The organism is Nocardiopsis sp. FR4 (genome assembly GCF_009830945.1).
In the GTDB taxonomy this organism is placed as follows: domain Bacteria; phylum Actinomycetota; class Actinomycetes; order Streptosporangiales; family Streptosporangiaceae; genus Nocardiopsis.
The window spans coordinates 7,331-28,800 of record NZ_ML776458.1 but is presented as its reverse complement, the minus strand read 5'-3'; the positions used below and the strand labels follow the sequence as shown (position 1 = coordinate 28,800).

17 protein-coding genes and 1 riboswitch are annotated in these 21,470 nt (G+C 72.7%); of the genes, 12 read left to right on the top strand and 5 right to left on the bottom strand.

The annotated features are described in order from the left end of the window. Positions 1–837: ATP-grasp domain-containing protein (locus FYW95_RS04750; RefSeq protein ID WP_159940344.1), on the bottom strand; the 837-nt coding region annotated here is incomplete at its 3' end. A 136-nt stretch (positions 838–973) separates the two neighbouring features. On the opposite strand from FYW95_RS04750, the gene FYW95_RS04745 reads away from it, so the two are divergent. The 5 genes from FYW95_RS04745 (at position 974) to FYW95_RS04725 (ending at position 9,165) form a co-directional block, all read left to right on the top strand. After that, the gene (locus tag FYW95_RS04745; protein WP_201294692.1) at positions 974–2,296 is read left to right on the top strand and encodes an MFS transporter; all 1,323 of its coding nucleotides are present in this window, start codon (positions 974–976) and stop codon (positions 2,294–2,296) included. Between the two features lie 115 nt (positions 2,297–2,411). Beyond that, positions 2,412–4,109 carry a thiamine pyrophosphate-binding protein gene (locus FYW95_RS04740; protein ID WP_159940342.1) on the top strand — a complete coding sequence of 566 codons (1,698 nt, stop codon included), beginning with the start codon at positions 2,412–2,414 and terminating at the stop codon, positions 4,107–4,109. Between the two features lie 15 nt (positions 4,110–4,124). After that, positions 4,125–5,354, top strand: coding sequence for a formyl-CoA transferase (gene frc / locus FYW95_RS04735; RefSeq protein WP_159940340.1), 1,230 nt, complete (start codon positions 4,125–4,127; stop codon positions 5,352–5,354). A gap of 3 nt (positions 5,355–5,357) precedes the next feature. Next, complete coding sequence (locus FYW95_RS04730; RefSeq protein WP_159940338.1) at positions 5,358–7,511, top strand: acetate--CoA ligase family protein; 2,154 nt, start codon at positions 5,358–5,360, stop codon at positions 7,509–7,511. Between the two features lie 181 nt (positions 7,512–7,692). After that, complete coding sequence (locus tag FYW95_RS04725; RefSeq protein ID WP_201294690.1) at positions 7,693–9,165, top strand: Nramp family divalent metal transporter; 1,473 nt, start codon at positions 7,693–7,695, stop codon at positions 9,163–9,165. Positions 9,166–9,275: 110 nt separating this feature from the next. On the opposite strand, the gene FYW95_RS04720 is transcribed toward FYW95_RS04725, so the two are convergent. Continuing rightward, a complete protein-coding gene (locus FYW95_RS04720; RefSeq protein ID WP_160050038.1) occupies positions 9,276–9,590 on the bottom strand; it encodes a DMT family transporter in 315 nt (104 codons plus the stop codon). A gap of 33 nt (positions 9,591–9,623) precedes the next feature. Continuing rightward, a riboswitch (guanidine-III (ykkC-III) riboswitch) is annotated at positions 9,624–9,687 on the bottom strand. A gap of 336 nt (positions 9,688–10,023) precedes the next feature. Here FYW95_RS04720 and FYW95_RS04715 point away from each other — a divergent pair. The 6 genes from FYW95_RS04715 (at position 10,024) to FYW95_RS04690 (ending at position 16,279) form a co-directional block, all read left to right on the top strand. Next, positions 10,024–10,425, top strand: coding sequence for a DUF485 domain-containing protein (locus tag FYW95_RS04715; RefSeq protein ID WP_160050037.1), 402 nt, complete (start codon positions 10,024–10,026; stop codon positions 10,423–10,425). Then, positions 10,422–12,107, top strand: a complete 1,686-nt coding sequence (locus tag FYW95_RS04710; protein WP_160050036.1) for a solute symporter family protein — start codon at positions 10,422–10,424, stop codon at positions 12,105–12,107. The genes FYW95_RS04715 and FYW95_RS04710 overlap by 4 nt, the downstream gene beginning before the upstream one ends. Before the next feature lie 308 nt (positions 12,108–12,415). Next, positions 12,416–13,432 carry a sensor histidine kinase gene (locus FYW95_RS04705; RefSeq protein ID WP_159940352.1) on the top strand — a complete coding sequence of 339 codons (1,017 nt, stop codon included), beginning with the start codon at positions 12,416–12,418 and terminating at the stop codon, positions 13,430–13,432. Next, on the top strand, positions 13,429–14,238 hold the full coding sequence (locus FYW95_RS04700) for a LytR/AlgR family response regulator transcription factor (protein WP_159940330.1): 810 nt from the start codon (positions 13,429–13,431) through the stop codon (positions 14,236–14,238). Before FYW95_RS04705 ends, FYW95_RS04700 begins: the two co-directional genes overlap by 4 nt. Then, positions 14,235–14,630, top strand: coding sequence for a hypothetical protein (locus FYW95_RS04695; RefSeq protein WP_160050035.1), 396 nt, complete (start codon positions 14,235–14,237; stop codon positions 14,628–14,630). The genes FYW95_RS04700 and FYW95_RS04695 overlap by 4 nt, the downstream gene beginning before the upstream one ends. Beyond that, positions 14,627–16,279, top strand: coding sequence for a sodium/solute symporter (locus FYW95_RS04690; protein WP_159940328.1), 1,653 nt, complete (start codon positions 14,627–14,629; stop codon positions 16,277–16,279). Before FYW95_RS04695 ends, FYW95_RS04690 begins: the two co-directional genes overlap by 4 nt. Before the next feature lie 18 nt (positions 16,280–16,297). On the opposite strand, the gene FYW95_RS04685 is transcribed toward FYW95_RS04690, so the two are convergent. Next, positions 16,298–16,594, bottom strand: coding sequence for an Rdx family protein (locus FYW95_RS04685; RefSeq protein WP_201294688.1), 297 nt, complete (start codon positions 16,592–16,594; stop codon positions 16,298–16,300). Positions 16,595–16,713: 119 nt separating this feature from the next. Between FYW95_RS04685 and FYW95_RS04680 the strand changes: the two genes are divergently transcribed. Further along, positions 16,714–17,451, top strand: a complete 738-nt coding sequence (locus FYW95_RS04680) for a hypothetical protein (RefSeq protein WP_160050034.1) — start codon at positions 16,714–16,716, stop codon at positions 17,449–17,451. A gap of 40 nt (positions 17,452–17,491) precedes the next feature. On the opposite strand, the gene FYW95_RS04675 is transcribed toward FYW95_RS04680, so the two are convergent. Together FYW95_RS04675 and pulA are read right to left on the bottom strand one after the other, a co-directional pair. Beyond that, the gene (locus tag FYW95_RS04675; RefSeq protein WP_159940324.1) at positions 17,492–18,262 is read right to left on the bottom strand and encodes a bestrophin-like domain; all 771 of its coding nucleotides are present in this window, start codon (positions 18,260–18,262) and stop codon (positions 17,492–17,494) included. 197 nt (positions 18,263–18,459) lie between these two features. Beyond that, on the bottom strand, positions 18,460–21,252 hold the full coding sequence (gene pulA, locus FYW95_RS04670; RefSeq protein WP_160050033.1) for a pullulanase-type alpha-1,6-glucosidase: 2,793 nt from the start codon (positions 21,250–21,252) through the stop codon (positions 18,460–18,462). Positions 21,253–21,470: the final 218 nt, after the last annotated feature.

Here is a 21,470-nt window from a genome sequence, read left to right as displayed (position 1 = left end):
GTTGGCGGGCTTGGCCCCGCCGCGGGTCTGACCGGCGTAGGCGACCACGTCCAGGGTGGACATGACCAGGCCCGCGCCGTTGCCGATGACGCCGACCTCGCCGTCCAGCTTGACGTAGTTCAGGCCCAGGGAGCGGGCGCGCAGTTCGCGCGGATCGGTGCCGTTGGTGAAGGGCTCCCGCTCGGGGTGGCGGAAGGCCGCGTTGTCGTCCAGGGTCATCTTGGCGTCCAGGGCCACCACGCGGCCGTCCCGGGTGCGCGCCAGGGGGTTGACCTCGACCAGGGTGGCGTCCTCCGCCGCCGCGACCCGCCACAGGTCCGTGATGACCGCCGCCGCGCGTCTGCGGACCTCTGGGGGGATCCCGGCGGCGCGGCAGATGTCCAGGGCCGTCCCGCGGTCCACCCCCTCGGGGCCGACCGGGGTGCGCACGACCGCGTCCGGGTCGGTGGCGGCGACCTCCTCGATGTCCATGCCGCCGCGGGCGGAGCAGATGGAGAGGAAGGTGCGGTTGGCGCGGTCCAGGAGGAAGGAGAAGTAGTACTCCTCCGCGATGTCGGAGGCCTCCTCGACCAGGAGGCGGTGGACCGTGTGGCCCTTGATGTCCATACCGAGGATCTGCTCGGCCTTGGCCTGGGCGTCCTCGGGGCCGTCGGCGACCTTCACGCCGCCCGCCTTGCCACGGCCACCGGTCTTGACCTGCGCCTTCACCACCACCGTGCGGCCGATGCGGCCCGCGGCGAGGCGGGCCTGGTCGGGGGTGTCCGCGATCTCGCCCTCGGCGAGGGGGACGCCGTGCTCCCCGAAGATCTGCTTGGCCTCGTACTCGTAGAGATCCACCGCTCCTCCTTGTCCACTCAGCCCCCTTCTAGGAATACGCCATACTGTATGCAGTATGCAATAGGTGTTCGTTGTCCACCCCCCTCTTTTCAGGGAGCGAAGTCCTTTGCATACTGCATACAAAGGAGGTGTCGCCATGACCGACGTCCGCGACTGGAGGGGCAGGCGCTACACCGTCGGCCCGGGTGCCCGCGAGCTGACCGGCGCCCCCCGAGCCGTCCTGCTGGCGCGCGCCTTGGCCGCCGTGGCGGCGGTGGGGGTCCTCCAGTTCGGCTACGGGGCCGCCGTGCCCGTACTGGTGGAGGCGCGCGGCTGGTCACCCGCCCAGGCGCTGCTGCCCTTCCTGGTCTGGACCCTGGTACAGGGTTCCCTGGCGCCCGCGCCGCACTGGCTGCGGACGAGGGGGCTGCTCGGGCCGGGCGAGGCCATCTGCGCCGGAGCCCTGCTGTGCGCGGCGGCGCTGCTCGCCCTCGGGCACGCGGACGGCGTGACGGGGGCGGTCCTGGACTACGGCGTCCTCGGCGGACTCGGCGCCGGGCTGGTCTACCACTCGTGCGCGGACCTGGTCGGCGGCTGGTTCCCGGACCGGCACACCGTGCGCCTGGGAGCCGTGGGCGGGGCGTTCGCCCTGGGCGCGGTGCCGGTGCTGCCGGTGATCGCGGTGGGGCTGTCCCCCGAGGCGCTGCCCTCGGCCTGCGCGGCCCTGGCCCTGGCGGTCCTCGTGCTGGGCGTCGCAGGCGGAGCGGGGCAGCGGTCCGCCCCGGCCCGGTGGTGGCCGCCGGACAGCGACCCCCGCCGCAGCGCGCTGCGCAGGCGCGCCGACCCCCCGGCCGCGGGCGACCTCAGCGCGGGACAGGCGTGGTCGAGCGGCTCCCTGCCGCTGTTGCAGGCGGTGGTGGCCCTGTCGGGGGCGTGCGGCCTGTTCGCGCTCGTCGTGGTACCCCTGGAGCTGCCCGCGGCGGTGGTCGCGCTGGCCCTGGGCAGCGGCCTGGGCAGGCTGGCCGCGAGCGCCGCCGCCGAGCACGCGGGCAGGCGGAGAACCCTGGTGGCGCTGACCGCCGCCACCGCGCTGGCCCTGCCGGTACTGCTGCTGGCCGAGCCGGTCCCGCTGGCGCTGGCGGCGGCGCTCGCGGTGGGCGCGGGCACCGGCTCGTGCTACCCCCTCACCCGGGCGATCGCCGAGGGCCACTGCGGCGAGGGCTCCCCCGTGGTGCAGCACCTGGTCCACGCCTCCAAGGCGGTCGGCGGCCTGGTGGGGGTGGGCGGGGCCGTGGTCCTGCTGGCACTGGGCGCGCAGGACGCGGCCCTGGCGGGCTTCGCCCTGCTGCCCGCGGCGGCCTGCGCGCTGGCCGCACGGCTGCGCCGCCCCCTGCCGGTGCGCACGCTGCCAGGGGCGGCCTCGCCGGTACGGACGCCGCCGGGGGTCTGGACAGCGCGACGGCGCCGTGCTCCAATGTGACGTACACGGTATACAGTATCCCGCCGACACGGGGAACACAGCGCACAGAACCCGGCACACCGCAACAACACACCCGCACGCAGCAGCACACCCGTAGGAAAGGGGTCGTCGCCCGATGGCCGACAAGGCAACCACCGAAACCAGCAGCGACACGATCTCCGGCGGCCACCTGGTCGCCAAGGCACTCAAGGCCGAGGGCGTCGACGTCGTCTTCACGCTCTGCGGGGGACACATCATCGACATCTACGACGGCTGCGCGGACGAGGGCATCGACGTGGTGGACGTGCGCCACGAACAGGTGGCCGCACACGCCGCGGACGGCTACGCGCGCGTCACCGGCAAACCCGGGTGCGCCGTGGTGACCGCCGGCCCCGGCACCACGGACGCGGTGACCGGCATCGCCAACGCCTACCGCGCGGAGAGCCCGATGCTGGTCATCGGGGGCCAGGGCGCCCTCAGCCAGCACAAGATGGGCTCCCTCCAGGACCTGCCGCACGTGGACATGATCAACCCGATCTCCAAGTTCGCGGCCACCGTGCCGCACACCGAGCGGGTCGCCGACCTGGTCTCCATGGCCTTCCGCGAGGCGCACAACGGCGCGCCCGGCCCCTCCTTCCTGGAGATCCCGCGCGACGTCCTGGACGCCTCGGTGCCGGTGGAGCGGGCCCGCGTCCCCGCGGCGGGCCGCTACCGCGCCAGCACCCGCCAGGCGGGCGACCCCGCGGCGGTGGAGCGGCTCGCCGAGCTGATCGTGCGCTCGGAGAAGCCCAGCATCCTGCTCGGCAACCAGGTGTGGACCACCCGGGCCACCGACTCGGCCACCGACCTGGTGCGCGCGCTCAACATCCCCGCCTACATGAACGGCGCCGGGCGCGGCACCCTGCCGCCGGGCGACCCGCACCACTTCCAGCTCTCGCGGCGCTACGCCTTCACCAACTCCGACCTCATCATCATCGTCGGCACGCCCTTCGACTTCCGGATGGGCTACGGCAAGCGCCTCTCCCCCACGGCCACGGTCGTGCAGATCGACCTCAACTACACCACCGTCGGCAAGAACCGGGACGTCGACCTCGGGATCGTGGGCGACGCGGACGTGGTCCTGTCCTCGGTGCTGCAGGCGGTCTCCGGCTACGGCGACACCGGCGCCCAGGGGCGCAAGGCCTGGCTGGAGGAGCTGCGCACCCAGGAACAGGCGGCGCTGGACAAGCGCGCCCACCTGCTCACCTCCGACTCCACGCCGATCCACCCCTACCGGCTGGTCAGCGAGATCAACCAGTTCCTCACCGAGGACTCCATCTACGTGGGCGACGGCGGCGACGTGGTCACCTTCTCCGGCCAGGTGGTGCAGCCCAGGTCGCCCGGGCACTGGATGGACCCGGGTCCGCTGGGCACGCTCGGCGTCGGCGTCCCCTTCGTCATGGCCGCCAAGTACGCCCGACCGGACAAGGAGGTCGTGGCCCTGTTCGGCGACGGCGCGTTCAGCCTCACCGGCTGGGACTTCGAGACGCTGGTCCGGTTCGACCTGCCCTTCGTCGGGATCGTCGGCAACAACTCCTCGATGAACCAGATCCGCTACGGCCAGATCGCCAAGTACGGCGCCGACCGCGGGGAGATCGGCAACACCCTCGGCGACGTGCGCTACTCGGAGTTCGCGCGGATGCTCGGCGGCTACGGCGAGGAGGTCCGCGACCCCGCCGAGATCGCCCCGGCCCTGCGCCGGGCCCGCGAGTCCGGCAAGCCCTCACTGATCAACGTCTGGATCGACCCGGAGGTCTACGCGCCCGGGACGATGAACCAGACGATGTACAAGTAGCCCGGAAGGAGAGCCATGGGCAAGGCACTCGAAGGGGTCCGCGTACTGGACATGACCCACGTCCAGTCCGGACCGTCCGCGACGCAGATCCTGGCGTGGATGGGCGCCGACGTCGTCAAACTGGAGGCGCCCTCGGGCGACATCACCCGGCGCCAGCTGCGGGACAAGCCGGGCGTGGACAGCCTGTACTTCACGATGCTCAACTCCAACAAGCGCAGCGTCACCCTGAACACCAAGAGCCCCGAGGGCAAGCGGATCTTCCTGGACCTGGTGCGCCGCAGCGACGTGCTGGTGGAGAACTTCGCCCCCGGCGCGCTGGACCGGATGGGCTTCACCTGGGAGGTGCTGTCCGAGACCAACCCCCGGCTGGTCTACGCCTCGATCAAGGGCTTCGGGCCGGGCGCCTACGCCGACTTCAAGGCCTACGAGGTGATCGCGCAGGCCATGGGCGGCTCGATGAGCACCACCGGGTTCGAGGACGGGCCCCCGCTGGCCACCGGCGCGCAGATCGGCGACTCGGGCACCGGGATGCATACAGTGGCCGGTATCCTCGCCGCCCTGTACCAGCGGGTGCGCACCGGCCGCGGCCAGCGGGTGCAGGTGGCCATGCAGGACGCGGTGCTCAACCTGTGCCGGGTCAAGCTGCGCGACCAGCAGCGCCTGGCGCACGGCCCCCTCGCCGAGTACCCGAACGAGAGCTTCGGCGACGAGGTGCCCCGCTCCGGCAACGCCTCCGGGGGCGGCCAGCCCGGCTGGGCCGTGCGCACGGCCCCCGGCGGGCCCAACGACTACGTCTACGTCATCATCCAGCCCGCCGGCTGGGAGCCCATCACCCGGCTGATCGGCCGCCCCGAACTGGCCGAGGACCCCGGGTGGGCCACCCCCGAGGCCCGACTGGACAAGCTCGACAAGGCGTTCGCCCTCATCGAGGAGTGGTCCCGGGAACTGCCCAAGTGGGACGTCCTGGCCGCGCTCAACGCGCACAACATCCCCTGCGGGCCGATCATGTCCACCCGGGAGATCATCGAGGACCCCACGCTGCGCGAGAACGGCGTGGTCACCGCGGTCGAGCACCCCGAGCGCGGCACCTACCACACCGTCGCCTCACCCATCCGGCTGTCGGACTCGTCGGTGGACGTGGTCCGCTCACCCCTGCTCGGCGAGCACAACGCCGAGGTCTACGGCACCGAACTGGGCCTGTCCCCCGAGGAGCTGGCCGAACTCGCATCGAACGGAGTGATCTGACGCATGGCCGTCTACACCCCCGAGCGCTCCGACCACGACCGCACCGCGGTCCGCGAGGTGCTCGACCGCGCCCGCGCCGAGGGCCGGACCGCGCTCACCGCCCCCGAGGGCCGCGTCCTGGCCCAGGCCTACGGCATCCCGGTGCCCGGTGAGGGCCTGGCCCGCACCGCCGAGGAGGCCGCCGCGCTGGCCGAGGAACTGGGCCTGCCCGTGGCCGCCAAGATCGTCTCCCCCGACATCCTGCACAAAACCGACGCGGGCGGCGTCGAGATCGGTCTGAACACCCCCGAGGAGGTGGCCGCCGCCTTCGGGCGGATCACCGCCAACGCACGGGCCCACGACCCCGGCGCGCGCGTGGACGGCGTCCAGGTCCAGCAGATGGTCGACGGGGGCGTGGAGGTGCTCGTCGGCGCCACCACCGACCCCACGTTCGGCAAGGTGGTGGTGTTCGGCCTGGGCGGTGTCCTGGTGGAGGTCCTCAAGGACGTCGCCTTCCGGCTCGCCCCGGTCTCCCGTGAGGAGGCGCTCGCCCAGATCGACGACATCCGGGCCGCCGAGGTGCTCTCCGGGGTGCGCGGTGCCGAGGCCGCGGACAGGGGCGCGCTGGCCGACCTGCTGGTGCGGCTCTCCGAACTCGTCTCGGACTTCCCCGAGATCGCCGAGGCGGACCTGAACCCCGTGTTCGCCTCCGCCTCCGGGGCCGTCGCCGCCGACCTGCGCTTCGTCCTGGACTTCGAGCCCGCCGAGACCCCCCGCGTGTTCTCCCGGGAGGAGATCCTGGCCTCGATGGAGCGCATCTTCAAGCCGCGCTCCATCGCGATCATCGGCGCCTCCAACGAGGCGGGCAAGATCGGCAACTCCGTCATCCGCAACATCGTGGACGGCGGCTACGAGGGCGAGGTCCACCCGGTCAACCCCAAGGCCTCGGAGGTGCACGGGCGCACCTCGTACGCGTCGATCACCGACGTGCCCGGCGAGGTGGACGTGGCGGTCTTCGCCATCCCGGCCAGGTTCGTGGCCGGGGCACTGGAGGAGGCCGGGCGCAAGGGGGTGGCGGGCGCGATCCTCATCCCCTCCGGCTTCGCCGAGACCGGTGAGCGCGAACTCCAGGACGAGGTGCTGGCCGTGGCCCGGCGGCACGGCGTGCGCCTGCTCGGACCCAACATCTACGGTTACTACTACACGCCGCGCAAGCTCTCGGCGACCTTCTGCACCCCCTACGACGTGGCCGGGGGAACCGCGCTCACCTCGCAGTCGGGCGGGATCGGCATGGCCATCCTGGGCTACAGCCGCAGCACCCGCACCGGGGTGTCGGCGATCGTGGGCGTGGGCAACAAGGCCGACATCGACGAGGACGACCTGCTCACCTTCTTCGGGCAGGACGAGCACACCAACGCGATCGCCATGCACCTGGAGGACCTCAAGGACGGCCGCGCGTTCGTCGCCGCCGCCCGCGAGGTCGTGCCCAGGAAACCCGTGGTGGTGCTCAAGGCCGGGCGCACCTCGGCCGGGGCGCGCGCGGCCGGGTCGCACACCGGGGCGCTCGCGGGCGACGACAAGGTCTACGACGACATCCTGCGCCAGGCGGGCGTGGTGCGCGCGCCCGGCCTGACCGAACTCCTGGAGTACGGCCGCGCCCTGCCGGTCATGCCCGCCCCGACCGGGGAGAACGTCGTCATCATCACCGGCGCGGGGGGCTCGGGCGTGCTCCTGTCGGACGCCGTGGTCGACAACGGCATGTCGCTGTACGAGATCCCCCCGGACCTGGACGAGGCCTTCCGCGCCTTCATCCCGCCGTTCGGGGCCGCCGGGAACCCGGTGGACATCACCGGGGGCGAACCCCCCTCCACCTACGAGAAGACCATCCGGCTGGGCCTGGAGGACCCCCGGGTGCACTCCCTGGTCCTGGGCTACTGGCACACGATCGTCACTCCGCCGCTGGTCTTCGCCGACGTGGTGGTCGACGTGGTCACCAAGGCCCGGGCCGCCGGGATCGACAAGCCGGTCGTGGCCTCCCTCTCGGGCGACACCGAGGTGGAGGCGGCCAGCCGGAGGCTGTTCGAGCACGGGATCGTCGCCTACCCCTACACCACGGAGATGCCGGTCAAGGTGCTGGGGGCCAAGTACCGCTGGGCTCGCGCCGCCGGACTGCTCTGACCGGTCCGCACACCACCGGTCCGGTGCGCGCGCTGCCGCCGCGCGCGCACCGGACCGCCGGGACAGCCGCACACCCGCGCCGGGAGCCGCACGGCGCCGACACCGAAGGGAGGGCCGAGTCCCCGGGGGCTGATGGGGGCAGTGACACACGCGTGAAAGACAAGACAAGGGAGTCCCACCCATGGCCCCGTCCCCCGACCCCGCCGCCGAGGAGCCCCGCTCCACGACGTTCGAACCCCTCGACCTCCCCCCGCAGCGCTCCGACGAACCCGACCTGACCGGCGCCGCAGCCACGGGCGCCGCCCCCGCCAAGACCATCCGCCTCGAAGCCCCCGGAACGGGCGTGCGCGACACGTGGCGCGCCATGGGCCCCGGCATCGCCGCGGCGATGACCGGTATCGGGGCCAGCCACATCATGCACGGGCCCACCGCGGGCGCGCAGTACGGCTACGCGCTGCTGTGGGTGATCCCCTTCGCCTACCTGCTCAAGTACTGCGCCTTCGAGTTCGCGCACCGCTACACCCTGGTGCGCGGCGAGAGCATCATGGAGGCCTACGAGCGCACCGGCCGCGGGCGCGGCAACTGGCCGCTGTGGTACCTGGGCTTCCAGTCCCTGGCCAACACCTTCGGGATCGCCGGGCGCGCCCTGGGGTGCGCGGCCATGCTGTGGGCCGCCTTCCCCTTCCTGCCGCTCCAGCTGTGGGCGGTCCTGGTCCTGCTCTCCAGCGTCGCCGTCCTGTGGGCGGGCAAGTACAAGGCGCTGGAGCTGGCCGTCAAGCTCACCATCATCGTGTTCGCGGTGTGCGTGATGCTGGCCTTCTTCCTGCAGAGCCCGCCGCCCGGCGAGTACCTGGCCCGGCTCGCCCCCACCCTGCCGCCGGTCGGCGCCCTGCTGCTCTTCGGCGCCATGTGGGGCTACTTCCCGACCACCGTCGAGGTCGCGCCCATGCAGTCCAACTGGGCCGTGGACAAGAAGAGCGGCATGGTCCGGGTCCGCGAGCTCCAGCGCCAGGGCTACCGGGTCGACCTGGCACCGGACTACCTGCGCAACCACCTCAAACTGTTCAAGCGCGACATGAACATCTCCTACGTGATCTCGATGATCACGGGGATGGCGTTCCTCATCGTCGGCGCCGTCGTGCTGAACCCGATCGGCCTGGTGCCGGAGTCGAGCGAGATGGGCTCGACGATCGCCAGCATCTACACCGACACGTTCGGCGCGTGGATCTTCCCGGTGATCATCGCCGGGGGCGTGGCGGCGCTGTGGTCGACCGTCTTCACCTACTTCGACGGCCAGGCCCGCGTCTTCGAGGAGTGCTGCGTGCGCCTGCGCCGGGCCTGGGACGACCCGCGCACCCGCAAGCTCATCTACCGGGGCTTCCAGGTGCTGTGGCTGGTCGCGGGCACCGCGGTCATCTTCGGCCTGCCGGAGCCGATCCTCGTGGTCCAGATCGCCTCGTTCCTGGCCCTGCTGTTCTCCCCCGTCCTGTACTGGCTGAACATCAAGGCGATCAGGGACAACTTCACCCCCGAGGACAAGCCCTTCCTGCCCTCCCGGCTCATGTTCGCCTGGGCGTGGACCGGCGTCGCCGGGCTGGTGGCGATCAGCGGCTACATCCTCTACCTGGAGTTCCTGCGGCCGCTGTTCGGCTGAGCGGGCCGCACGGCGGCAGGGTCGGGCGGCCCCGGCGGAGGTGCTCCGCCGGGGCCGCCCCGCCCTGCCGGGGGCCGCCGGTGCGGCGGATCCGCCGACGGGGCGGGGCGTCAGTGCAGCAGCTTGAGCCCGACCACGCCCGCGACGATGAGCACCAGGCACAGCGCCTTGGGCACGCTGAAGCCCTCACCGAGGACGAACATGCCCACCAGGGAGGTGCCGACGGCGCCGATCGCCACCCAGACGGCGTACCCGGTCCCGACGGGGATGGTGCGCAGCGCGTAGGCCAGACCGGCCATGCTCAGCACGAGGGTGACCCCGAAGGCCACCGACGGCCAGAGGCGGGAGAACCCCTGCGAGGCGTTGAGCGCGGTCGCCCACGCGGTTTCCAGCAGACCCGAGACGACCAGGACGATCCAGGCCATGGCCCGTACCCCTTCCGAGAGCGCGTGCGCGGACACGCGCCGTCTTGTCGTGACCGGGTACGGCGCACCTCGTCCGGGGTCCTGCGCGGACCGGGCCCGCCCGGGGCGGGCGGTGGCGTCACACACGGTACAACGCACCACGCCGACCTGCCCTTCCACGGTGCGCGGGGGCTCCTCCCGCCTCCGGGGCCGCGTCGGAGGGGCGTCCGCTCCCCGGCGCGCCGACCGCCCGCCGACCGTTCGGCGCACGATCGGACCGCTCACCGCGCGCTGGGCGACCGTTCGACGCTGCTCCCCCGCGTTCGGCGCGTGCGGTCACGCACCCCCTCCTGTGACGTAGCGCACCTGCCTACAGTTCCAGGTAACGCAGATCACACCGGCGAGACATCGTCGTCACCGGCTGCCCGCCGATCCCCCCGGAGGTAATCGCACCATGGCAACAGACAGGCCCACGAAGGACCCGACACCGCCCCCCGGTGGCGACGGAGACGGTGAGGAGACCATCAGCCGCGAGGCCTACGTCGCGATGCACAGCGACCCGCGCTTCGTGGAGCTCAAGAAGAGGCTCTACAGCTTCGTCTTCCCGATGAGCATCGCCTTCATGGCGTGGTACCTGCTGTACGTGCTCATGTCCGCGTTCGGGCGCGGTTTCATGGGCACCGTGCTCTTCGGCAACGTCAACGTGGCGCTGGTCTTCGGGATCCTGCAGTTCGTCTCGACGTTCGGGATCGCCGTGCTGTACACGAACTACGCGCGCCGCAAGCTCGACGCCGAGGCGGTCGAACTGCGCGACGAGCTGCACCACGGTGCGGCCAACCAGGAGGGCGGCCGATGAACCTCGCGCAGGAAGCGGTCGAGACGGTCAGCGACAGCAGCCGTATCGTCACCATCGTCCTCTTCGTCCTCATGATCGCGGCCACGCTCGGCGTCACCGTCTGGGCCAGCCGCAACACCAGCTCCGCGACCGACTTCCACTCGGGCGGCCGCGGCTTCTCCCCGCTGCAGAACGGCCTGGCCATCGGCAGCGACTACATGTCGGCCGCGTCCTTCCTGGGCATCGCCGGCATGATCTCCCTGTTCGGCTACGACGGCTTCCTGTACTCCATCGGGTTCCTCGTCGCCTGGCTGGTCGCCCTGCTGCTCGTCGCCGAGCTGCTGCGCAACTCCGGCCGCTACACCATGGGTGACGTGCTGTCCTACCGGATGCAGCAGCGCCCGGTGCGCACCGCCGCCTCGGTCTCCACCCTCGTGGTGTCGATCTTCTACCTGCTGGCGCAGATGGTCGGCGCGGGCGCGCTCATCGCCCTGCTGCTGGGCATCCAGCCCGGCGAGACCTTCCTCGGCATGGACGCCGCCACCGCCAAGATCGTCGGCATCGTGGTCGTCGGCCTGCTGATGACCACCTACGTGACCTTCGGCGGCATGAAGGGCACCACCTGGGTGCAGATCATCAAGGCCGTCATCCTCATGGCGGGCGCGGCCCTGCTCACCCTGCTGACCCTGTCGCTGTACGGGTTCAACCTCGGCGCCCTCATGGGCGACGCCGCCGCCGCGAGCGGCCAGGAGGGCTTCCTGGAGCCCGGCCTGCGCTACGGCGTGGAGGTCGCGGGCGACCCGCTCCAGACCATGTGGAACAAGCTGGACCTGATCAGCCTGGGCATGGCGCTGGTGCTGGGTACCGCGGGCCTGCCGCACATCCTCATCCGCTTCTACACGGTCCCCGACTCCCAGAGCGCCCGTAAGTCGGTCAACTGGGGCATCGGCCTCATCGGCACCTTCTACCTGATGACCCTGGTGCTGGGCTTCGGCGCCGCGGCCATCGTCGGCGGCGAGGCCATCCGCGCCCAGGACGGGGCGGGCAACACGGCCGCCCCGCAGCTGGCCCAGGCGGTCGGCGAGTCCATCGGCGGCGGCATGGCGGGCGCGGTCCTGCTGGCCCTGATCGCCTCCGCGGCCTTCGCGGCCATCCTGTCCACCGTGGCGGGCCTGGTCATCGCCTCCTCGTCCTCCATCGCGCACGACTTCTACAACTCGGTCCTGCGCAGGGGCAAGGCCACCGGCACCGAGGAGGTCCGGGTCGCCCGGATCGCGGCCCTGGGCGTCGGCACCATCGCGGTCGTCCTGGCGGTGTTCGCGCAGGGACTCAACGTGGCCTTCCTGGTCGCGCTGGCCTTCGCGATCGCGGCCTCGGCCAACCTGCCGACCCTGCTGCTGAGCCTGTTCTGGAAGCGGTTCAACACCTCCGGTGCGCTCTGGGGCATCTACGGCGGCCTGATCAGCGCCGTGGGCCTGGTGGCCTTCTCGCCGGTCGTCTCCGGTCGCGAGACCTCGCTCATCCCGGGCGCGGACTTCGCCTGGTTCCCGCTGCCCAACCCGGCCCTGGTCTCGGTGCCGATCAGCATCCTGTGCGCGGTCATCGGAACCCTGATGTCCAAGGAGCGCGACTTCGACAAGTTCGCGATGCTCCAGGTCCGCGCCCTGACCGGTGCGGGCGCCGAGAAGGCGGCCAAGCACTAGGAGCCACGAGCTCGGGGTGGCCATCGGTGGTCCACTCCAACCGGGAGTCCACCCCGCTCCCGGCACGGCCACCGCCCCGAGCCCTCCCCGGGCCCGTCACCTCAGGTGACGGGCCCGGTCTCTTGTGAACCGACACCGTTACGCAGGACGTTTTTACGTCACGATCCGAAAGGTGACCCCCGACACGTGAGCACCGACACAGTTCGCTGGGATAGGGTCGTTCCGTGTCATATCGGTGGCTGTCGCGGATGCCCCTCTCCCGGCGGCGCCCGGCGTCCTCGGAGCAGCAGCGGGCGAGCGTCGAGTTGATGCGCCAGGTCCACGCCCTGGGCGCCGATCTCCAGGACGGGCTGCACGGCAGGAAGGTGCCCTCGGCCGCCCGGCGGCTGCGCCAGCTCCTGGCCGTGGACGGCGTCGTGCTCGCCGACCTGGACGGACCCGTCGCCGCGCACGGCAAACGGCCCGATCCCGAGGAGGTCGAGACGCTGCTCGCGCAGGTCTTCGAGTACGGCAGCAACGCCCGCACCCGCCTGGCCGACGGCACCTCGGTGTGCGCGGTCCCGCTGTACGTGGCCGACGAGCTGGCCGGATCCCTGGTGGCCTCGGGCCACCCGCTGGAGGCCGACGTCGAGGCCGCCGCGGCCCTGGTCTCGGACTCCCTGGACCACGCGGCGCTGCGCCGGGCCCGGGCGCGCATCGCCGCCGCCGACCTGCGCACGCTGCGGGCGCAGATCTCCCCGCACTTCGTGCACAACGCCCTGGCGGTGATCGCCGCGCTGGTGCGCACCGACCCCGACCGCGCCCGGCACCTGCTGTCGGACTTCGCCGACTACCTGCGCTACGGCTTCTCGGAGAAGGGCGACTACGCGACGCTCTCGGAGGAGCTGGAGGCCACCCAGACCTACCTCGAACTGCAACGGGCCCGCTTCCACGACCGCCTGGACATCAGCGTGCGGATGGCGCCGGAGGTCCTGCCCGTGGCCATCCCCTTCCTGGTGGTGCAGCCGATCGTGGAGAACGCGATCCGGCACGGCCTGGAGCGCAAGGAGGGCCGCGGCCACATCAGCGTCTCCGGGTTCGGCGAGGGACCGCTGTGCGTCATCGAGATCGAGGACGACGGGGTGGGTATGCACCCCGACCTGGCACGTTCCCTCCTGGCGGGCACGGGACCGGAGTCGCGCAGCGTCGGACTGGCCAACGTGGACCAGAGGCTGCGCGCCGTCTACGGTCCCGAGTACGGTCTGGTGATCGAGACCGCGCCCGGTGAGGGAACCAAGGTGACCGTGCGCGTACCCAGATTCACCCGGGGGGTGGTGGCGCGTTGAGACCCGAACTACGCGTGCTGGTGGTGGAGGACGAGGCCTCCACCCGTGAGGAGATGGCGTCGCTGCTCAGCGACATGCCCGAGGTGGCGGAGGTCCTGGTGGCCGACAACGGGGCCACGGCGGTGCGGCTGCTGGGGACCACCACCATCGACGCCGCCTTCCTGGACATCCTCATGCCCGGTCTGGACGGCATGGACGTGGCCCGCGTGCTGAGCGTGCTGTCCGAGCCGCCGTCCATCGTGTTCGTGACCGCCTCCGAGGCGCACGCCGTGGAGGCCTTCGGCATCGGCGCGGTGGACTACCTGCTCAAGCCCATCCGGCCCGAGCGCCTGGCCGAGGCGGTGGGCCGCATCGCCCAGCTGCGCCGCCCCAGTGGTGAGGCCCCGCCCGCCGAGGACCTGCACGTGGTGCAGATCGACACGGGCCGGCGCACGGTGTTCGTCAAGCGCGACGACGTGCAGTTCGTGGAGGCCCAGGGCGACTACGTGCGCCTGCACACCGCCGAGGGCGGCCACCTGATCCGCCTGTCGCTGTCCTACCTGGAGGAGGTGTGGGCCTCGGCGGGGTTCGTCCGGGTGCACCGCGGCTACCTCGTCGCCATCCCGTGGGTGCGCGACCTGCGGGTGACCTCCTCGTCCGGCCTGGTGGCGGGCACCCCGGCCGGGGACGTGCCGGTGAGCCGCCGCCACGGCCGCCACCTGCGCGCCCAACTGCTGGAGGCGGCCCGCCGCGACCAGCTGGGCCGGTCCGCGAACGCGACCCCCTCCGCCCGACCCCGCGACGGCGAGGGCGAGCAGGCCCCATGAGCCCGCGGCGCGAGAAGCTGACCAGCCCGCAGACCCGGATCGCACTGGCCCGGGGCAACCGGCCCGCGCAACACCTGCTGCCGATCCCGGGACCGGTGGACACCGAGGCGGCGCGGCGGCTCTTCCGGACCCAGCGGCGCACGGCGGTGCGCACCGTGGCGGCGCTGGCCGTGCTGCTGTTCGGCATGAGCGGGGCCTTCGCGGCCCTTCCCGTGCTGGGCGAGATCCGACTGTTCGGGGTCCCGCTGTCGTGGCTGCTGCTGACGGTGGCGGTCCACCCGATGCTGTTCCTCATGGCGCTGTGGCACGTGCGCTCCGCCGAGCGGGTGGAGGAGCGCGCCGAGGCGGAGCGGCCCGCGGGGGAGCGGCCCGCGGGGGAGCGCGAGCGGTGATCTCGGTCCTGGCGATCGGATCGGTCCTGGTCACCAGCCTGGTCATCGGCGTCTACGGGGTGCGGGCGGCCCGCTCGACCTCCGACTTCCTGGTGGCCTCCCAGCGGGTGTCCCCCAGCTGGAACGCGATGGCGATCGCCGGGGAGTACCTGTCGGCCGCCTCCGTGCTGGGGCTGGCCGGACTGGTGCTCAAGAACGGCCTGGGCACCATGTGGTACGCGGTGGGCTTCGCCGCGGGCTACGTGGCGGTGGTGGCGCTGGTGGCCGGGCCGATGCGCCGCTCGGGGGCGTTCACCGTGCCCGACTTCGCGGAGTACCGCCTGGGCGCGCCGCGCCTGCGCCAGCTGTGCGGCTGCGTGGTTCTGGTGATCATGTTGTTGTACCTGGTGCCCCAGTTCAAGGGCGCCGGGGTGGTGCTGAGCCTGGTCAGCGGTACGCCGTACTGGGTCGGGGTGCTGCTGGCGGGGCTGGTGGTGAGCGGTTCGATCGCGGCGGGCGGCATGCGCTCGGCGACCTACGTGCAGGCCTTCCACTACGTCATCAAGCTGACCTTCCTCGCCATCCCCGCGATCTACCTGGTGGTGTACTCCAGCCCCGACACCCGGGCGCAGGCGCTGCACCCGGAGTGGGGGACGCACTTTCCCGAGCCCACCCCGGTGGAGTTCACCGTGGGCGCCCGGTTCAGCCTGGACGAGCCGGTGACGGTGACCACCCCGTCCGGCGCGGAGGTCGGTCTGACCGCGGGCGACCACAGCGTGACCGCGGGCACCGAGTACGTGTTCCCCGAGGGCGCACCCATCCCGTACCCCGCCGGGCTTCCGGAGCTGGGCGGCCAGCTATGGAGCACCCCGCTGCTGGACGTGGGCGGCTACCCCCTGTTCGAGACGTGGTCGGCCCTGCTGGCGATCACGCTGGGCTGCATGGGGCTGCCGCACGTCATCATGCGCTTCCACACGAGCCCCACGGCGCGGACGGCGCGCCGGGTGGCCGTGGGCGTGATCGGCCTGCTGGGGCTATTCTACCTGTTCCCGACGGTGTACGGCCTGCTGGGCCGGGTGCTCACCCCGCAGCTGGTGCTGTTGCAGGGCACCGACACGGTGGCGGTGGTGCTGCCCGCGGAGGCGGTGCCGGGCACGGCGGGCGCGGTGCTGACGGCGCTGGTGGCGGCGGGGGCGTTCGGTGCGTTCCTGTCCACCTCCTCCGGGCTGCTGCTGGCCCTGGCGGGCGGCCTGTCGCACGACCTGTTCCAGGGAAGCGTGCCGCGGCTGCGCCTGGCCGTGGCCATCGGGGCCTGCGTGGCGGTGCTGCTGGCGCTGCCCGCGCGCACGATCGACATCAACGTGCTGGTGGTGTGGGCGTTCACGGTGGCGGCCTCCACCTTCTGCCCGCTGCTGGTGCTGGGCATCTGGTGGCGCCGCCTGACCCTGGCGGGCGCCGCCTCGGGGCTGACCGTGGGCGTGGTGACGGCCACCGGCGCGGTGGGGTGGTCGATCCTGCTGCCCACCCCGCCCGGCTGGATCGCGGTGCTGCTGGCCCAGCCCGCGGCGTGGACCATCCCGCTGGCCTTCACGACGATGATCGTGGTGTCGTGGTTCACCCGGGCCCCGGACTGGGCCGAGCACGCCGTGCTGCGCCTGCACTCCCCCTGACCCGGGCCGCAGGACCGGTCAGGAGCTCCCGGAACCGCGCTCGGAGTGGCCGAGCGGACGCTCCGGGGCGATCCGGTCACGGACCAGGCGCTTGATGTCGGCGGCGTCGGTGAAGGCGGCGTCGCTCCTGCGCGACCACACGGTCTCACCGTCCACGCGGACCTCGAACACGCCCCCGGTGCCGGGGATGAGGGCCACCTCGCCCAGGTCGGCCTCGAACGTCGTCAGCAGCTCCTGCGCCATCCAGGTCGCCCGGGGGAGCCACCTGCAACGCGTGCAGTACTCGATCTCCAGTCGCGGTCTCGTGTGCACCATGCCCGCAAGCATGGCACGCGCCCGTCTCCCGGCCGCGGCGAGGAGGGCGGTTCCGGGTGTGGAAGGCACCCCGAACACGTACGATCACCCCGTGCCCCGACCGCGCCACGAGGAGTGACATGTCCCCCTCACGCCGTGCCCTGCCCTCACTGCTGGCCGCGAGCGCGCTCCTGCTCGCCTGCGGCGCCGCACCCGCCCTCGCCCTGGACGTCCCCGACCCGGCGGCGCCCCCGGACGCGACGGCGGGCGGCGGATCCGTCCACGTGGACGACGGGACATCCCGCGTCGAGGCGGGCCCCGACCGGGTGCGTGTGGAGGCTCCCGACACGCTGGTGGAGGTGGACCCCGCCTCCCACGTCCTGGTGTGCGCGAACGGTGTGCGCGTGGCGGTCCACACCGGATACGCGCCGCAGTGCCCGCCGCCGCCCGCCGCTCCCGCGCCCCCGGAGCCGGAACCGGAGCCGGAGCCGGAGCGGCCCGGCTACCCGCCGCCCGGGGAGCCCGAGCCCGAGCCGCCGGCCTCCCCCTCCCCCTCCCCCGCACCCGAGGCGCCGGAGCCCCCCGCTTCGGCGGTGCCCGTGCCCCCGGCCGGGCCGGAGGCGGCGCCGCCCGTGCCCGTACCGGAGCCCTCTCCCGCGGCCCCCGTCGAGGCGGCGGGGTCCCCGGCGGCCCCCGCTCCTCCGGCCGAGGAACAGCCGCCTCCTCAGGAGCAGGTCCTGGCGGACCTGTCCCGGCCCCCCGCGGAGCCGAGCGCGGGCACCTTCACACCCATGCGCACCATGGTGATCGTCGTGGTCATCGCGGTCAGCGCCGCCGTCGCCGGTGGCGGGTCGAGCGCCGCGCGCTCCTCCGGCTGAGCGTTCCCGGCCCGGGCCCCTCCGCCCGGGCCGGAGGAGGTCACTGCGGTGCCATGGCGAGGTCGGCCCGGTCGAAGGCGGCCAGGGCCTCCTCCACCGCGCCCATGTCGTTGGCCAGGATGCCGTTGAACGGGTTGCCCATGGAGGCGATCAGCAGGACCGTGGCGAAGACGAGTACGAGGTTGACCGAGGACCAGAAGTAGGCCGTGAACGAGCCCTTCCTGATCATCGCGAACGGCAGCACCGCCACGGCCACGGCCGTGACCGCCGTGATGACGAGCACGAGCGGGGGGATGTCGTCGCCGGCGGCGTCCGCCCGCTCGATGCGCGCCTCGCTGAGGGCGGTGGCCTCCTGGCGGGCGGACAGCCGGTCCAGGCCGTCCCCGCTGTCGGCCAGCGACAGGGCGCGTACCGACGCGGACAGCTCGGCGAGGGCCTCGTCGCCCTCGGCACTCAGCTCGCCCTCCTCCTCCATGAGCGGCCAGTCCTCCTCGACGACCGCGGTCAGGTAGGCGCGCAGCTTCTCGCGTACCTCCTCCCCCTCCTCTCCCGGGAAGGTGGCGGTGCTCCAGTACAGGGACTGGGCCGCGCCCGTCTCGGCGATCAGCCCGTCCTCGGCCGCCTTGAAGTCGTCCCAGCCGATCACCACGCCCATGGCCGCGGCCACGAGGTAGATCGCCATCACGCACGGGGCGATGACGACGCCGACGGCTCCCCCTGAGGAGTCGTCGCTGACACGGAACTTCCAGACGGCGAGGAGCGCCCCGGCCACCATGGTGACCAGGACGGCGAGGATGAGGAGAGGCATCATGTGGGTTCCCGTGGAAGGAGGAGGCGGCGGAGGTCGGCTCCATCCGTAACACGGTCCCGGCCGCCGTTCCGGCCGAAAGTCAGAACGCCCGGAAATGTCCGTCGAGCCGGTGGCCAGCGCCGACCCTCCCGCTCCGGGCCCCGGACCACGGCCGGGTGCGGGCACAGCGGTGCTCGCACCCCTCGCGTGGCCTGGGATCAGCCCGCCACGAACACCGCGACGGTGCGCGGCGGCACGGTCAGGGTGCCCGCCGCGTCCGCGGAGGCCTCCCGCACGACCTCGTCGGCGGACTCCGCCTGCACCGGGTGCAGGCGCACGTCGGCGCCCGCCAGCGCGTCCACGTCCTGCTCCACGGTCCCGGGGGTCGCGTTGAACACCACCGTCACCGACGACCACTCGCCCTCCAGGCCGGTGGTGTCCACGTGCATGGTGATCACGCCGGGCAGCTCGTCGGCCCCGCTGGTCGGGAAGGAGACCCGGGCCTGGACCTCCTCGGCGGTGCCCAGGGCGAACGCCGGGGTGGACTCGCGGATGCGCAGCATCTCACCGAAGCGCTCCCTGCCGTCCTCGATGGCGGCGCAGTCCGCGACGAGGGCCGGATCGGCCAGGAGGGGGCGGGCGTGGACCCACTTGTCCTCGTTGTCCCAGGCCGGGGGCAGGCCGACGCCGAAGTTGTTGCCGTCGGCGCAGTCCCAGGAGAGCCGGTTGAACCAGTCCCCCGAGTCGTAGGAGTTGCGGTCCAACGACTTGGAGCGCAGCCGTTCGGTGCCCGCGTGCACGAACACCGTGCCCTGGCCGAACACCGCCGTGCCCAGGGACAGGGCCTGCATCCGCACCCGGTCGTCCATCGGGGTGTCCCGGGGCAGCTTGTATGCGAGCGCGTCGTACAGGGTCTCGTTGTCGTGGGCGTCGACGTAGGTGACCGCCTCGCCCGGATCGAGGGTGTATCCGGCGGGGGCGCCGTTGTAGTCCACCCGCGCGCCCGTGGTCTCCTCTCCGGAGGAGGCGGTGAACCGGTAGTCGCGCAGGTTGCCGGTCAGGCCCACCTTGACGAGGTCCTGGTAGTTGAGCAGCCGGGCCAGCTGCTCCTCGGCGGTGCCGTTGGCGGGTGAGCCGTTGGGGTCGGTGTACAGGCCGGAGCCGAAGCCCTGCACGCCGGGGTCGGCGTCGAAGGGCCCGCCGCCGCGCACGCCGTCGCGGAGCCGGTCGTTGAACGTGCCGATGCCGGTTCCGGCCATGTTGGCCTGGGTGGCCTGCTCGAAACGGGCGTCGTCGGCGACCTCGCCGAAGTTCCAGCCCTCGCCGTAGAGCAGGATCGCGGAGCCGTCGACCCCGTCCTCCTCCGGGGTGAGCTCGTCCAGGGCGGCCCGCAGGTCGAGCATGTTCTGCTTGGGGTGGTGGCCCATCAGGTCGAAGCGGAAGCCGTCGACCCTGTACTCGCGGGCCCAGGTGACCACCGAGTCCACGACGAGCTTGCCCATCATGAGGTGCTCGGGGGCCGTGTTCGGGCAGCAGGTGGAGGTCGCCACGCCGCCGTCGGCCTCCAACCGGTGGTAGTAGCCGGGGACCACGCGGTCGAGCACCGACTGCTCGTCCTGCCCTGCCTGGTGGGTGTGGTTGTAGACCACGTCCATGACCACGCGCAGCCCGGCGCCGTTGAGGCCGCCGACCATCCGGCGGAACTCGGTGACGCGCGCCGCGCCGTCCGGGTCGGTGGAGTAGGAGCCCTCGGGCACCGTGTAGTGGTACGGGTCGTAGCCCCAGTTGAAGGCGTCCCGGCCGCGGACCTCCGCCACACAGGCCTGCTGCTCCTCGGATTCGGGGGCGGAGGAGGCCAGGTCACAGGCGGGTTCGGCCCGGTCGGCGGGGTCCTCGGGCACCGAGCCGATGTCGAAGGCGGGCAGCAGGTGGACGTAGTCCAGGCCGTCCTCGGCCAGGGCGGCGAGTTCGCGCATCCCGGCGGAGTCGGAGCGGGCGAAGGCGGCGAAGGTGCCGCGCAGCCCGGCGGGGACGGTGTCGTCGGAGACGGAGTGGTCGCGCACGTGCAGTTCGTAGACCGACGCCGCCTCGGGGGAGACGGCCGCGGGTTTGACCGGGTCGGACCAGCCCTCGGGGGCCAGGTCCGGGTCGGCCAGGTCCACCAGGTGGGAGCGGGCCGAGTCGGTGGACAGCGAGACGCTGTAGGGGTCGGTGACCCGGTTGTCGACGACGGCGCCCCGACCCCCGTCGGCGGCGGGGGAGAACACCCGCACGCCGAAGGTGTAGAAGGATCCGGCCCAGTCCGCCCGGCCCCGCGCCGACCACACGCCGGTCCGGTGGTCGCGCCGCATCCTGACGGTGCGCGGGGTGTCGTCGGCGGAGTCCTCGTACAGCTCCAGGGTCACGGACCGGGCGGTGGGTGCCCACAGGGAGACGGTGGGGCGCCCTCCGGCGTCCCAGACCGCGCCCAGGTCGGCCTCGGCCGCGGCGGCGTACACGTCGTCGAGGACGCCGGGGATCTGGACCCCCGTCGCCCCGGTGACCGTGCCGTCGCCGTCCCGCTCGACGACGGCGAGCTGTCCGGTGAGCGCCTCGCGCAGGCGCGGCCCGTTGATCCGGCCCGTCTCCAGGGCGGAGAGTTCGGCCAGGTGCGGCCAGGCGGCGCGCTGTTCCCCGGTGGGTCCCCCGGGGACGGCGGTCAGCCGCACGGAGGTGGAGGCGCCGTCGAGCTCGCCGCCGGAGACGGCGAGGTCGGCGTCCTCGGAGGACACGAGGGTGTAGGTGCGGTCGGGGTCGAGGTCACCGGGCCAGAGCACGGTGGACCGGTCGATCCAGTGGGCGCGCTGCTCGGTGAGGTCCACCCCCGCGTCCGGCGCGGCGGGTTCGGCGGGGAGCGCGGCGGCGGTCGCGCCGAGCAGGGGCAGGAGCAGGGCCGCGGCGGCCAGTCCGGCGGAAGCGGAGGGTCCGCGTCGGGACGGGGGGCGTTCGGACCGCGCGTGCGGGGGCCTCATCGGGGATGCCGGTCCTCTCGGGTCGGGGGTGCTGACCGGCAACGCTAATGAGACCGCGACTCCTTGCGCAAGAGTTTCCATTGGTTTTCCGCAATCTTGCGCGCTTCCAACAGTGCGGACGCGAAAAGGGGGCGCGGGGACCCGCGGGGCCCCGGCCCCCGGGGCGCCCCGCCACCCCCCGGCGCGGGCCGCCGGGGGGGGCGCCAACCCCCCCACCG

What these genes read in the sequence shown, in the direction of transcription:
- frc (WP_159940340.1), top strand. Translation starts at nt 4,125, where the DNA reads ATGGGCAAGGCACTCGAAGGGGTCCGCGTACTGGACATGACCCACGTC.
- FYW95_RS04685 (WP_201294688.1), bottom strand. Translation starts at nt 16,594, where the DNA reads ATGGTGCACACGAGACCGCGACTGGAGATCGAGTACTGCACGCGTTGC.
- FYW95_RS04725 (WP_201294690.1), top strand. Translation starts at nt 7,693, where the DNA reads ATGGCCCCGTCCCCCGACCCCGCCGCCGAGGAGCCCCGCTCCACGACG.
- FYW95_RS04740 (WP_159940342.1), top strand. Translation starts at nt 2,412, where the DNA reads ATGGCCGACAAGGCAACCACCGAAACCAGCAGCGACACGATCTCCGGC.
- FYW95_RS04675 (WP_159940324.1), bottom strand. Translation starts at nt 18,262, where the DNA reads ATGATGCCTCTCCTCATCCTCGCCGTCCTGGTCACCATGGTGGCCGGG.
- FYW95_RS04715 (WP_160050037.1), top strand. Translation starts at nt 10,024, where the DNA reads ATGGCAACAGACAGGCCCACGAAGGACCCGACACCGCCCCCCGGTGGC.
- FYW95_RS04730 (WP_159940338.1), top strand. Translation starts at nt 5,358, where the DNA reads ATGGCCGTCTACACCCCCGAGCGCTCCGACCACGACCGCACCGCGGTC.
- FYW95_RS04695 (WP_160050035.1), top strand. Translation starts at nt 14,235, where the DNA reads ATGAGCCCGCGGCGCGAGAAGCTGACCAGCCCGCAGACCCGGATCGCA.
- FYW95_RS04710 (WP_160050036.1), top strand. Translation starts at nt 10,422, where the DNA reads ATGAACCTCGCGCAGGAAGCGGTCGAGACGGTCAGCGACAGCAGCCGT.
- FYW95_RS04680 (WP_160050034.1), top strand. Translation starts at nt 16,714, where the DNA reads ATGTCCCCCTCACGCCGTGCCCTGCCCTCACTGCTGGCCGCGAGCGCG.
- FYW95_RS04720 (WP_160050038.1), bottom strand. Translation starts at nt 9,590, where the DNA reads ATGGCCTGGATCGTCCTGGTCGTCTCGGGTCTGCTGGAAACCGCGTGG.
- pulA (WP_160050033.1), bottom strand. Translation starts at nt 21,252, where the DNA reads ATGAGGCCCCCGCACGCGCGGTCCGAACGCCCCCCGTCCCGACGCGGA.
- FYW95_RS04745 (WP_201294692.1), top strand. Translation starts at nt 974, where the DNA reads ATGACCGACGTCCGCGACTGGAGGGGCAGGCGCTACACCGTCGGCCCG.
- FYW95_RS04705 (WP_159940352.1), top strand. Translation starts at nt 12,416, where the DNA reads ATGCGCCAGGTCCACGCCCTGGGCGCCGATCTCCAGGACGGGCTGCAC.